This is a genomic window from Bradyrhizobium sp. ISRA430 (assembly GCF_029909975.1).
Lineage (GTDB): Bacteria > Pseudomonadota > Alphaproteobacteria > Rhizobiales > Xanthobacteraceae > Bradyrhizobium.
In genome coordinates this window covers 5,666,190-5,679,182 of sequence record NZ_CP094516.1, presented here as the reverse complement: position 1 = coordinate 5,679,182, position 12,993 = coordinate 5,666,190, and the positions used below count along the sequence as shown (strand labels likewise).

11 protein-coding genes are annotated in these 12,993 nt (G+C 64.2%); 3 read left to right on the top strand and 8 right to left on the bottom strand.

Annotated features, from left to right (window positions below; genetic code table 11):
* Nucleotides 1-77 precede the first annotated feature (77 nt).
* From atpD to MTX21_RS26955, 4 genes are all read right to left on the bottom strand, one after another.
* Nucleotides 78-1,520 (bottom strand): F0F1 ATP synthase subunit beta, encoded by a 1,443-nt coding sequence (gene atpD / locus MTX21_RS26970; protein WP_280967696.1) that lies wholly within the window; start codon nucleotides 1,518-1,520, stop codon nucleotides 78-80.
* Between the two features lie 34 nt (nucleotides 1,521-1,554).
* On the bottom strand, nucleotides 1,555-2,427 hold the full coding sequence (locus tag MTX21_RS26965; RefSeq protein WP_280967695.1) for a F0F1 ATP synthase subunit gamma: 873 nt from the start codon (nucleotides 2,425-2,427) through the stop codon (nucleotides 1,555-1,557).
* A 174-nt stretch (nucleotides 2,428-2,601) separates the two neighbouring features.
* Nucleotides 2,602-4,131 (bottom strand): F0F1 ATP synthase subunit alpha, encoded by a 1,530-nt coding sequence (gene atpA / locus MTX21_RS26960; protein WP_280967694.1) that lies wholly within the window; start codon nucleotides 4,129-4,131, stop codon nucleotides 2,602-2,604.
* Nucleotides 4,131-4,691 (bottom strand): F0F1 ATP synthase subunit delta, encoded by a 561-nt coding sequence (locus MTX21_RS26955; protein ID WP_280967693.1) that lies wholly within the window; start codon nucleotides 4,689-4,691, stop codon nucleotides 4,131-4,133. Before MTX21_RS26955 ends, atpA begins: the two co-directional genes overlap by 1 nt.
* A gap of 636 nt (nucleotides 4,692-5,327) precedes the next feature.
* Here MTX21_RS26955 and MTX21_RS26950 point away from each other — a divergent pair.
* Entirely contained in the window at nucleotides 5,328-5,825 is a 498-nt protein-coding gene (locus MTX21_RS26950; protein ID WP_280967692.1) for a septal ring lytic transglycosylase RlpA family protein, read from the top strand.
* Between the two features lie 227 nt (nucleotides 5,826-6,052).
* Here the strand turns inward: MTX21_RS26950 and MTX21_RS26945 are convergent, their stop codons facing one another.
* Complete coding sequence (locus MTX21_RS26945) at nucleotides 6,053-8,263, bottom strand: primosomal protein N' (RefSeq protein ID WP_280967691.1); 2,211 nt, start codon at nucleotides 8,261-8,263, stop codon at nucleotides 6,053-6,055.
* A gap of 146 nt (nucleotides 8,264-8,409) precedes the next feature.
* Here MTX21_RS26945 and MTX21_RS26940 point away from each other — a divergent pair, with 146 nt between their 5' ends.
* Nucleotides 8,410-9,375, top strand: coding sequence for a tyrosine recombinase XerC (locus MTX21_RS26940; RefSeq protein ID WP_280967690.1), 966 nt, complete (start codon nucleotides 8,410-8,412; stop codon nucleotides 9,373-9,375).
* Nucleotides 9,376-9,464: 89 nt separating this feature from the next.
* Nucleotides 9,465-10,055 carry a DUF4337 domain-containing protein gene (locus tag MTX21_RS26935; RefSeq protein ID WP_280967689.1) on the top strand — a complete coding sequence of 197 codons (591 nt, stop codon included), beginning with the start codon at nucleotides 9,465-9,467 and terminating at the stop codon, nucleotides 10,053-10,055.
* 181 nt (nucleotides 10,056-10,236) lie between these two features.
* On the opposite strand, the gene MTX21_RS26930 is transcribed toward MTX21_RS26935, so the two are convergent.
* The 3 genes from MTX21_RS26930 to MTX21_RS26920 are packed head-to-tail and all read right to left on the bottom strand — an operon-like array spanning nucleotide 10,237 to nucleotide 12,989.
* Nucleotides 10,237-10,767, bottom strand: coding sequence for a hypothetical protein (locus MTX21_RS26930; RefSeq protein ID WP_280967688.1), 531 nt, complete (start codon nucleotides 10,765-10,767; stop codon nucleotides 10,237-10,239).
* Nucleotides 10,768-10,801: 34 nt separating this feature from the next.
* Nucleotides 10,802-12,202, bottom strand: coding sequence for a dihydrolipoyl dehydrogenase (gene lpdA / locus MTX21_RS26925; RefSeq protein WP_280967687.1), 1,401 nt, complete (start codon nucleotides 12,200-12,202; stop codon nucleotides 10,802-10,804).
* Nucleotides 12,203-12,239: 37 nt separating this feature from the next.
* Nucleotides 12,240-12,989 (bottom strand): SDR family oxidoreductase, encoded by a 750-nt coding sequence (locus tag MTX21_RS26920; protein ID WP_280967686.1) that lies wholly within the window; start codon nucleotides 12,987-12,989, stop codon nucleotides 12,240-12,242.
* Nucleotides 12,990-12,993: the final 4 nt, after the last annotated feature.

Here is a 12,993-nt window from a genome sequence, read left to right as displayed (position 1 = left end):
TGCGAATGGTGAGTAGCGAATAGCGAATGGAGCTGGAGCAGCGAGACTACTCGCTACTCCCTGCTCGCCATTCGCCCTTAGGCCGCTTCCGCAGCCAGCTTCTTGCCCTTCTCGACCGCCTCTTCGATGGTGCCGACCATGTAGAAGGCAGCTTCCGGCAGATGGTCATACTTGCCTTCGCAGAGGCCGCGGAAGCCCTTGATGGTGTCCGCGAGCTCGACGAACTTGCCGGGCGAGCCGGTGAAGATTTCGGCGACGTGGAACGGCTGCGACAGGAAGCGCTCGATCTTGCGGGCGCGGGCCACCGTCAGCTTGTCCTCTTCCGAAAGCTCGTCCATGCCGAGAATGGCGATGATGTCCTGGAGCGACTTGTAGCGCTGGAGCACCTGCTGAACCATGCGGGCGGTCTGGTAGTGCTCCTCACCGACGACGAGCGGCGAGAGCATGCGCGAGGTCGAGTCGAGCGGGTCCACCGCGGGGTAGATGCCCTTTTCCGAGATCGCGCGCGACAGCACGGTGGTGGCGTCCAAGTGCGCGAACGAGGTCGCGGGCGCCGGGTCGGTCAAGTCGTCGGCCGGCACGTAGATGGCCTGCACCGAGGTGATCGAGCCCTTGTTGGTGGTGGTGATGCGCTCCTGCAGCGCGCCCATGTCGGTGGCGAGCGTCGGCTGGTAACCCACCGCCGAAGGAATGCGGCCGAGCAGCGCCGACACTTCCGAGCCCGCCTGGGTGAAGCGGAAGATGTTGTCGACGAAGAACAGCACGTCCTGGCCCTGGTCGCGGAAGTGCTCGGCGACGGTGAGACCCGTGAGGCCGACGCGGGCGCGGGCGCCCGGCGGCTCGTTCATCTGGCCGAACACCAGCGCGCACTTCGACTTCACGCTCGGATCCGGATTGTGCGGATCGGCGTTGACCTTGGACTCGATGAACTCGTGATAGAGGTCGTTGCCCTCGCGGGTACGCTCGCCGACGCCGGCGAACACGGAGTAACCACCGTGCGCCTTCGCGACGTTGTTGATCAGCTCCTGGATCAGCACGGTCTTGCCGACGCCGGCGCCGCCGAACAGGCCGATCTTGCCACCCTTCGCGTACGGAGCAAGAAGATCGACGACCTTGATGCCGGTGACGAGAATCTCGGCTTCGGTCGACTGGTCGGTATAGGTCGGCGCTTCCTGGTGGATGGCGCGCAGGCCTTCGGACTTGATCGGACCGGCTTCGTCGATCGGCTCGCCGATGACGTTCATGATGCGGCCCAGCGTGCCGTCACCCACGGGAACCGAGATCGGCTTGCCGGTGTCGGTAACTTCCTGGCCGCGCACCAGACCTTCGGTGGCATCCATCGCGATCGTGCGGACGGTCGACTCGCCGAGGTGCTGCGCGACTTCCAGCACCAGGCGGTTGTTGCCGTTCTTGGTCTCCAGCGAGTTGAGAATGGCCGGCAGGTGGCCTTCGAACTGCACGTCGACGACGGCGCCCATGACCTGGGTAACGCGACCGATCTGGTTGGCTGCTGTAGCCATTTACTGTCTCCTTCGATCCGAATTTCGCTTCCGGTCAGACTGCTTCTGCGCCGGAGATGATTTCGATGAGTTCCTTGGTGATCTGGGCCTGACGCGTGCGGTTGTAGACCAGCGTCTGCTTGCGGATCATTTCACCGGCGTTGCGCGTCGCGTTGTCCATCGCGCTCATCTGCGCACCGTAGAACGAGGCATTGTTCTCCAGCAGCGCGCGGAAGATCTGGACCGCGAGGTTGCGCGGCAAGAGGCGGGTGAGGATCTCGTCCTCCTCCGGCTCGTATTCGTAAGACGTCGTGCTGGCGACAGCGCCCTCCTCGACGACCAGCGGAATGATCTGCTGGGCGGTCGGGATCTGCGCGATCACCGAGCGGAAGCGCGAATAGAACAGCGTGCAGACGTCGAACTCGCCGGCATCGAATCGGGCCAGTACCTTCTTGGCGATGTCCTCGGCGTTGACGAAGCCGAGCTGGCGGACGCTGCGCAGATCGATGTGCTCGACGATCTGCTTTTCGAACTGGCGGCGGAGCTGCTCATAGCCCTTGCGGCCGACGCAGAAGAATTTGACCTCCTTGCCCTCGTTCATCAGCGCCAGCGCGCGCTCGCGCGCCAGACGAACGATCGAGGAGTTGAAGGCGCCGGACAGGCCGCGCTCGCCGGTGCAGACCAGCAGCAGATGCACCTGATCCCTGCCGGTGCCGGCCAGAAGCGCCGGCGCGCCGGGCGAACCCACGGCCGCGCTCGCAATATTGCCGATCACCGCGCTCATCTTGTCGGCATAGGGACGAGCAGCTTCGGCGGCGCTCTGCGCGCGGCGCAGTTTCGAGGCCGCGACCATCTGCATCGCCTTGGTGATCTTTTGCGTCGCCTTGGTGGAGGCGATGCGGACCCGCATGTCTTTAAGTGACGCCATTCTTCGTTCACCCCGGCGATCTGGTCTTTTGACCCGACCGCAACCCTATCCATTCGTCATGCCCGGCCTTGTGCCGGGCATCCACGTCTCGTCTTCCACGCAGTGCTGCGTGGATGGCCGGGACATCAAGTGCGAAGACGCGCTTCGCGCTTTCGCCCGGCCATGACGGCCCTGTTAAGCGAAGGTCTTGGCGAAGCCCTCGACCGCCGACTTCAGCTTGGCAGCGGTGTCGTCGGACAGATCGCGGCTGTCGCGGATCGCGTTGAGGATATCGACGTTCTTGCCGCGCAGGAGCGACAGCAGACCGTCCTCGAACGCCTTGATCTTGTTGAGCGGAAGCGGATCGAGATAGCCGTTGGTGCCGGCCCAGATCACGCAGACCTGCTCTTCCATCTTCAGCGGCGCGAACTGCGGCTGCTTCAGAAGCTCGGTCAGGCGCGAGCCGCGGTTGAGCAGGCGCTGGGTCGAGGCGTCGAGGTCGGAGCCGAACTGCGCGAAGGCCGCCATTTCGCGGTACTGCGCGAGCTCGCCCTTGATCTTGCCGGCGACCTTCTTGGTGGCCTTGGTCTGCGCCGAGGAGCCGACGCGCGACACCGACAGACCGACGTTCACGGCGGGACGGATGCCCTGGAAGAACAGATCGGTCTCCAGGAAGATCTGGCCGTCGGTGATCGAGATGACGTTGGTCGGGATGTAGGCCGACACGTCGTTGGCCTGGGTTTCGATGACCGGCAGCGCCGTCAGCGAGCCCGAACCCTGGTCCTTGTTGAGCTTCGCGGCGCGCTCGAGCAGGCGGGAGTGCAGATAGAACACGTCGCCCGGATAGGCTTCGCGCCCCGGCGGACGGCGCAGCAACAGCGACATCTGGCGGTAGGCGACGGCCTGCTTGGACAAGTCGTCATAGATGATGACCGCGTGCATGCCGTTGTCGCGGAAGTACTCGCCCATGGTGCAGCCGGTGAACGGGGCGATGTACTGCATCGGCGCCGGATCCGAAGCGGTCGCAGCGACGACGATCGAGTATTCCAGCGCGCCCTGCTCTTCCAGCACCTTCACGAACTGGGCGACGGTCGAACGCTTCTGGCCGATCGCGACGTAGACGCAATACAGCTTGATGTTCTCGTCGGGCTGCGCGTTGAGCGGCTTCTGATTCAGGATAGTGTCGAGCGCGATCGCGGTCTTGCCGGTCTGACGGTCGCCGATGATCAGCTCGCGCTGGCCACGGCCGATCGGGATCAAGGCGTCGATCGCCTTGAGGCCGGTCGCCATCGGCTCACTCACCGACTTGCGCGGAATGATGCCGGGCGCCTTGACGTCGACGCGCATACGCTTGTCGGCCTGGATCGGCCCCTTGCCGTCGATCGGATTGCCGAGCGCGTCGACGACGCGGCCGAGCAGGCCCTTGCCGACCGGCGCGTCCACGATGGCGCGGGTGCGCTTGACGGTCTGGCCTTCCTTGATCTCGCGGTCGGCACCGAAAATAACGACGCCGACGTTGTCGGTTTCGAGGTTCAGCGCCATGCCGCGGGTGCCGTTCTCGAACTCGACCATTTCACCGGCCTGGACGTTGTCCAGACCGTAGACGCGGGCGATACCGTCACCAACGGACAGCACCTGCCCGACTTCGGAGACTTCAGCTTCCTGGCCGAAATTTTTGATCTGGTCCTTGAGGATCGCGGAAATTTCCGCGGCGCGGATGTCCATCAGCCTGCCTCTTTCATCGCGTGCTTGATCGAATTGAGTTTGGTGCGAAGTGAACCATCAACCATGCGGCTGCCCAGCTTGACCACGAGGCCGCCGATGATCGATGGATCGACTTTCACGTTCAGCGCGACGTCCTTGCCGGTCACCGACTTCAGGGCAACCTTGAGGGCGTCGAGATTCTTGTCCGAGAGAGCTTCCGCCACGGTGACGTCGGCCGTCGTCTCGCCTTTGAACTTGGCGACGAGGCCGCGATAGGCACGAATGACGTCGGCCACCGCGAACAGGCGGCGGTTGGCGGTCAGCACCTTGAGGAAATTGGCGGAAATGCCTGCGATCCCGGCCTTGTCCAGCACGGCCGACAGCGCCTTGGACTGGGCCTCGGCGGCGAAGACCGGGCTGCGGACGAGGCGCTTCAGATCAGCACTCTCATTCAGCAAGGCCTCAAACCTGTCGAGATCGGCCTTGACCTCATCGACCACGTTCTGGTCGCGAGCCAGTTCAAACAATGCCGTTGCATAACGGCCGGACACACCTGAAACGGACGTATCTTCTGCAGCCACAGACGCGCTCTTTTAGCTGTCAAATTCGCAAGGGAAAAACCGTCGCCACGAAGCGGCGCCTAGCGATCCAAGCCCTTGGAATTCAAGCGGGACTTCGATTTTCGACCGGCACAGGAAGTGCCGGGTTCGGTAAAATCGCGGCTTTGCTAGCATGGCAGGCGCGCAGGTGCAACATGACGCCAAATTAAAGGCACTGCCTTCCTTCGCCAGTTCGTCGCACGTCACGATGCCGCGACCCCGACCTGCCACAGCACGGAATCGATGACGGCCCTGGCGCAGCCACAGCCCGTTTCGTTCCTGCCCTCAGCGCATAGCCGCCATGAACACGGCTCGCAGAGCCGTGAATCTACGGTTCCTCGCTTCACTCGCCGAATACTTATCCAATTCTAAACGTCGGGAGCAATGACTTCGTTTTACAGTATTTGTAAGTATTGATGAGGTTAATTAATCGTTAAAGCCGAAGATTACGGAACATTCCTCGAATATCGGTTCGAGTAACAAGATGTTTCAATCGCACGTATAGCGGAACTACTGCCCAATTCACGCCGCATTGCGAAACGAAACGCCAAACCGCTCACAGAGTGACGGGGGCTCCACTGGCCACATATGTGGCAATACTAGCGCAGGGATCACTAAATGCTGTCATTGAAGACGCTGGGGTACGTAACCCGGCCGAACACGGCGATTGCTTTCGTCGCCGCAACTCTCCTCATCGGTGGAACTGCCACCGAGGCATCCGCCAAATCCAGGCATCACCGCTACCACCACCATCATCGCCACGACGCTCAGGCCGAGACCAATTCGGAGTGGCGCAATGCCAACGCGTCGATGAACCCGACGTCCGGCACGGGGCACAGCTTCGCCGGCATGGCTTCGTTCTACGGCAACGAGTCCGGCAGCCGGACCGCCTCGGGCCAGCGCTTCAACCAGAACGCCATGACCGCGGCGCACCGTTCGCTGCCGTTCGGCACCAAGCTGCGCGTGACCCATGGCGGCCGCAGCGTCATCGTCACCATCAATGACCGCGGCCCGTTCATTCGCGGCCGTGTCCTCGACCTCTCCACGGGCGCCGCCCGCGCCATCGGCCTCACGGGTGCCGGCGTCGGCCGCGTCACCGCTGAAGTCGTCTCCTAAAGGCGCACGACCAGCGCCTCTCATCACAAGCGCAACACTCGTCACCGTTCGCAAGGACGTGAGCCGCTTGATGCGCTCGTGAACAAGCCCGCCGCCTTGGGGGACGGCGGGCTTTTTATTGCGCCCGTCATTGCGAGGAACGCAGCGACGAGGCTATCCAGACTGTCACCGCGGAAAGATTCTGGATTGCTTCGCTTCGCTCGCAATGACGGGGATAGGGCCTGTCTCTACAAAAAGCTCTGCGGATCGACGTCGACCTCGAGCTTCAAATTGCCCTTCGGCTTCGGGCTGACGGCGAGCCAGTTGCGCAAATAGTCGGACAGGTCGAAACCGCGCGCCGACTTCACCAGGATGCGGAAGCGGTAGCGGCCCTTGATCACGGCGAGCGGGGCTTCCGCAGGCCCCAAGACCTGCACGCGCTCGTCGCGCGGCGCGAGCGCAACCAGCCTGCGCCCAAAGCCTTCGGCGCTCGGGCGATCGCCTGCGGAAATGATCAGGCTCGCGAGCCGTCCGAACGGCGGATAGAGCGTGCGCTCGCGCAGCTCGATCTCGCTATCGTAGAAGGCCTCGCGGTCGCAGGCGATCAGCGCCTTCATCACGGGATGGTCGGGCTGGTGGGTCTGGAGATAGCCGACGCCGCGGCCCTGCTCGCGCCCGGCGCGGCCGATCACCTGGTTGAGCAATTGCCAGGTGCGCTCCGCCGCGCGCGGATCGCCATTGCTGAGGCCCAGATCCGCATCGACCACGCCGACCAGATTGAGCCGCGGGAAATTATGACCCTTGGCGACGAGCTGCGTCCCGATGATGATGTCGACACGCCCCTCCGCGATCTCGGCAAGTTCGGATCGCATCGTCTCGATCGAGGTGATGAGATCGCTCGACAGCACCATGGTGCGCGCCTCCGGGAACAGCGCGGCCGCCTCCTCCTGCAAGCGCTCGACGCCGGGCCCAACTGCGACCAGCGATTCTTCCGCCGAACAGTTCGGACAGATATGCGGGCGCGGCATCGAGAAGCCGCAGTGATGACAGACGAGCCGCTGGCGGAAGCGATGATCGACCAGCCAGGCGTCGCAGATGGTGCAGGCGAAGCGGTGGCCGCAGGTGCGGCACAGGGTCAGCGGCGCATAACCGCGGCGATTGAGGAACAGAAGCGCCTGCTCGCGCCGCTCGATCGCGGTCCTGATCTCGCCGGCGAGCCGCGGCGAGATGAAGCGGCCGCGCGCGGGCGGCTCGCGGCGTAGATCGATCGCCTCGATGTGCGGCATGTGCTGGCCGCCGAAGCGCGAGGGCAGCGCGACGCGCTGATAGCGATTCTTGCGGGCGTTGACCTCGGACTCGACCGAGGGTGTCGCGGAGGCCAGCACGATCGGAATCTTTGCGATATGCGCCCGTACCACCGCCATGTCGCGAGCGTGATAGTGCACGCCGTCATCCTGCTTGTAGGCCTGGTCGTGCTCTTCATCGACCACGATCAGCCCGAGATTGGCGTAAGGGAGAAACAGCGCCGAGCGCGCGCCGACCACCACCGGCGCACTTCCTTCGGAGATCGCCGCCCAGTTGCGCGCGCGGGTGCGGGGGGTGAGCTCGGAATGCCATTCCAGCGGGCGCACGCCAAAACGCTGCGCAAAACGATCGAGGAACTGGCCGGTCAGCGCGATCTCCGGCATCAAGATCAGCGATTGCTTGCCGCGCCGGATGGTCTCCGCAACCGCCTCGAAATAGACCTCGGTCTTGCCGGAGCCGGTAACGCCGTCGATGAGCGCGACATGAAACGTGCCGTTCGCGGCGAGTGCGCGCATCGCATCCACTGCGGCACGCTGCAGCGGCGAAAAATCCGGCCGGCCATAGGCCGGATCGGGTGCAGGCGGCGGCGGAGGCGGCGGCATTGGCTCGACCACCAATGTGCCTTCATCGACCAGACCGTCGATCACGCCGGCCGAGACGCCCGCCTCCTTGGCGGCCTCGGACTTGCCGTGCAGCAGCCCGTCCGACAGCACCTCGATCACCCGTCGCCGCGCCGGCGTCAGCCGCTTCGGCGGGTCGCCGATCAGGCGCACGCCGGCACGCACGCGCTCAGGTCCGAGGTTCTCGCCCATGCGCAGGCACATGCGCAGCACCATGCCGCGCGGGCTCAGCGTGTAGTTGGCGACCCAGTCGACCACCGAACGCAACTCGCTCCTGAGCGGCGGCAGATCGAGCTTCTCGCTGACGTCCTTCAGGCGGTTGTGCAGGCGCGGATCGGGATTGGCATTTTCCGCCCAGACCACCGCAAGCACCTCGCGCGGGCCGAGCGGCACGCCGACGAGATCGCCCGCCTTCAGCTCCATGCCGCGCGGCACGCGGTAGGAATAGGTCTGGTCGAGCGCAACTGGCACCAGCACGTCGACCATGCGGGTCGCGCTGGCTGAGGCGGTGCTGTTGCGCGGCGAATGATCCATGAATGGTCTTGAATGGAGATCTTGGACGGAGATCTTGGGTGGAGAATCGGAACTCTGGATCGTCAGGCTAGCGCCGCCGGGCGTCCTTAGCGAACGATAAACGGGTGTGATGCGATATACTGTGCGGAATCATCACGTCCAGAGCCATGAGCAAAGCCGCCGCACCACAGATCGAGCTGCCGAGCGCCGATGCGACGGTCACACGGGAGATGACCCGCTGGCTGTCGCATCTCGGCGCCGAGCGGCGGCTATCGCCGAAGACGCTGGAGGCCTATGCCCGCGACTTGCGTCAGTGCCTGGATTTCCTCTGCACCCATTGGGGCGAACGCGTGACGCTGGCACGCTTTGCCGCGTTAGAGGCAACCGACGTGCGCGCCTTTATGGCGATGCGCCGCGCTGACGATGTGTCCGGCCGATCGCTGATGCGGGCGCTGGCGGGCCTGCGCTCCTTTGGCCGCTTCCTCGAGCGCGAAGGCAAGGGCAAGGTCGGAGCACTATCGGCGATCCGTGCGCCGAAGGTGGCGAAAAGCCTGCCCAAGCCGCTGCCGATGGCGTCGGCAAAACGCCTCGCGGATGCCGACGAGCGCGCCGGCGAGGAGCGCGAGACCTGGATCCTGGTCCGCGACGCCGCGGTGATGGCGCTGCTCTACGGCTCCGGCCTGCGCATCTCCGAGGCGCTGGGCCTGAAGCGCCGCGAGGTACCGCGGCCCGGCGAAGGCGACGTGCTGGTCGTCACCGGCAAGGGCAACAAGACACGCATGGTGCCGGTGCTACAAAACGTGCTGGCGCTGATCGACGAATACGTCGCGATGTGCCCGCATCCGCTGCCCCCCGAAGGCCCGATCTTCGTCGGCGCGCGCGGCGGCCCGCTGAGCCCACGCATCATCCAGCTCGCGATGGAGCGGCTGCGCGGCGCGCTCGGTCTGCCTGACAGCGCGACGCCGCACGCACTCAGACATTCCTTCGCCACGCATCTTCTGTCACGCGGCGGTGACCTGCGCGCAATCCAGGAATTGCTCGGCCATTCCTCGCTCTCGACCACGCAGGTCTATACCGGCATCGATTCCGAGCGTCTGCTCGAAGTCTATGCCAGCGCGCATCCGCGGCGATGAAAGCTGACACGAGGCTGTCATAACGCGCTTGCCCCTTGCGCGGTTCTCGCTGTTCGGTCAATCGTAGCGGGCGACACCAGGAGGGAAATATGAGCGCACATGAAAGCATGGAGCATGCCGAGCACGCCGAACACGCGTCCGGCGAGAACCGGAAGATCGCTCTGCTGATTGCCGTGCTGGCGCTGTTCCTGGCGATCTCGGAGACGCTCGGCAAGGGTGCGCAGACCGAAGCGATCAGCAAGAACGTCGAAGCGGCCAACCTCTGGGCCTTCTTCCAGGCCAAGAGCATTCGACGCACCGTCGTGCAGACCGCGGCCGAGCAGGGCAAGCTCGCGCTGGGATCTGCGACCGACGACGGCATCAAGGCCGCGATCCAGAAGCAGATCGACGACTGGCAGAAGACTGCGGCGCGCTACCGCTCCGAGCCCGAGACCGGCGAAGGCACCGAACAGCTCGCCGAGAAGGCCAAGCACGCCGAGCATGAGCGCGACGAGGCCACGGCGAAATACCACCACTTCGAGCTTGCGTCCGCCGCTTTCCAGATCGGCATCGTGCTGGCCTCGGCCACCATCATCACCGGCATGCTCGCGCTCGCCTATGTCAGCGGCATTCTGACGCTCGCCGGCCTCGTCATGACCGGGCTCGGCCTGTGGTGGCCGCATCTGTTGCATTTGCATTGATGGGTTGAGGCGGCGCGTAAAGCCGTCACATCGACGATGTCATGCCCCGCGAAGGCGGGGCATCCAGTACGCCGCGGCTTCTCGATTCAATCCTCGCTGCCTCTGGAATACTGGATTGCCCGCCCCAGTGCGCAATTGCGCACAAGGCGGGCAATGACCGCGATGTTGATCGTCGCTGCGCTCAGCGCGCTTCGTGAACGCTCTTGCGGAAACGCTGGATCAGGCGGAGCGTGCGGGAGGACCAGCCTTCGCCGTTGCCGGTGATGACGTCCTTGATGCGCTGCTTGATCGGATTGACGAGCTCGGCGGCCTTGGCGCGCAGTTTCAAGACGAGCTCATAGAGCCGCTCGAACCACGGCATCTCCAGAAGCTTGTCGCGCGTCACATCGAAGACGAAGGCCGTGACACCGACGCCGAGCATCTTCGCGAACAGGATGGTGAAGGCAGCACTGAACCAATATTCGTGCGTGAGCAGCCACAGCCCGACCAGCTTGAGCGGAAACAGCGGAATGATCGGCACGGCGAACACGATCAGCGTCATGGCCGGCGACAGCGCATCAACGCGCTCCGTCAGCCATTGCTTGAACCGGGCGAGCGGGATGGCTGCGACAACCCGCGCAACAATCGGCTCGAGATGGTCCCATAGCCAGGCTTCGATCAGGAAGATGATCGCCAGCAGGACCCAGACCGGTTGAAGGAGGCGGCGCAGCATGTGTTGTCCCGCCCGATTCAGCTCGGGGCGTTGCCTACATATGGATGGCCCGCTTGCCGACCGCAAGCGCGGCTTCCTTGATGGCTTCCGACCGGGTCGGATGTGCATGGCAGGTGCGGGCAAGATCTTCCGCGCTACCGCCGAACTCCATGAGAACGGCCGCTTCATGGATCATTTCGCCGGCTTCGCGGCCGACAATGTGCACGCCGAGCACACGATCGGTCCTCGCATCTGCGAGAATCTTCACAAAGCCGTCCGTGGTCTGGTTGACCTTGGAGCGGCCGTTGGCGGTAAAGGGAAACTTCCCGACGGTATAAGCGACGCCCGCCTGCTTCAGCTCCTCCTCGGTCTTGCCGACGGCGGACACTTCCGGCGTGGTATACACGACGCCCGGGATAACGTCGTAGTTCACGTGGCCGGCCTGGCCCGCGAGTATCTCCGCGACAGCAACGCCTTCATCCTCGGCCTTGTGCGCGAGCATCGGACCGGCGACAACGTCGCCGATGGCGTAGACGCCCTTGAGGCTGGTGGCGAAATGCGGGTCGATCTGCACGCGGCCACGATTGTCGAGCGCGACGCCGGCCTCCTTCAGGCCCAGCCCATCCGTGTAGGGCACGCGGCCAATGCAGACGAGAACGACATCGGCCTCGATGGTCTCGGCCGCGCCGCCTGCAGCGGGCTCGATCTTCGCAAGCAGCGCCTTGCCGTTCGCTTCGACGCCGGTGACCTTCGAACCGAGCTTGAATGCAAATCCCTGCTTCTCCAGCATGCGCTGAAACTGCTTCGCGACCTCGCCGTCCATGCCGGGCAGGATGCGATCGAGGAATTCGACGACCATGACTTCGGACCCGAGTCTGCGCCACACCGAGCCGAGCTCAAGCCCGATCACGCCGGCGCCGATGACCAGCAGCCTACCCGGCACCTTCTCCAGCGACAGCGCGCCGGTCGACGACACGATGCGCTTCTCGTCGATCTCGATGCCCTTCAGCCGCGCGATGTCGGACCCGGTGGCGATGACGATGTTCTTGGTCTCGATCACCTGCGACTTGCCGTCGGCGGATACTTCCACCTTGCCGGTGCCGAGGATCTTGCCGGTGCCCTTCAAGACGTCGATCTTGTTTTTCTTCATCAGGAATTCGACGCCCTTGACGTTGCCGTCGATGCCCTGCTGCTTGAAGTTCATCATCGACGGCAGGTCGAGCTTCGGCGCCGGGACCGACACGCCCATCTTGGCAAAGGAATGCCCGGCTTCCTCAAACATCTCGGAGGCGTGCAGCAGCGCCTTGGAGGGCATGCAGCCGACATTGAGGCAGGTGCCGCCGAGGGTGGGGTTCTTTTCCACCACGGCGACTTTCATGCCGAGCTGGCTTGCGCGCACCGCGCAGACATAACCGCCCGGTCCGGTGCCGATGACGACGAGATCGTAGGTAGCCATGAGAGGAAGTCCCGTAAGTTAAGCGTGAGAAGACGTGTCAGCGTCCGCCGGACACGTCGAGAATGGCTGAGGTGACGTAGGAGGCATCGTCCGACATCAGCCAGACGATGGCGTTGGCGATTTCCTCGGCGGTGCCGACGCGCTTCATCGGCACCATATGGGCCAGACGATGGGCGCGGTCGGGCTCGCCGCCTGAGGCGTGGATGTCGGTGTCGATCAGACCGGGGCGGATGCCCGCGACGCGGATGCCTTCGCCGGCGACCTCATAGCCGAGGCCGATGGTGAAGGAATCGATCGCGCCCTTGGAGGCGGCATAGTCGACATAGGTGTTGGGCGAGCCGAGCTTGGCAGCGACCGACGACAGGTTGACGATCACGCCGCCCTTGCCACCATGCTTGGTCGACATCCGCTTCACCGCCTCGCGCGCGCAGAGGATCGAGCCGGTGACGTTCACCGCCATCACACGTTGGATGCGCTCGGCCGACATTTCGTCGACACGCACGCCACTCTTGCCGACAATACCGCCATTGTTGACGAGGGCGCCCAACGTGCCGAACTGATCGGCGGCCTTGAACAGCGCGAGAATATCGCTTTCCTCGGCGACATCGCATTTCACCGCGATCGCCTTGCCGTTGCTGGCCTCGATCCGGGCCACGACCTCGTCCGCGGCCTGCTTATTGCTGGCATAGCCAACGACGACGCGAAAGCCGCGCGCCGCCGCAGCGATCGCAGTCGCCCGCCCGATGCCGCGGCTACCGCCGGTGATGATCGCAACCTTATCCGTCACATTC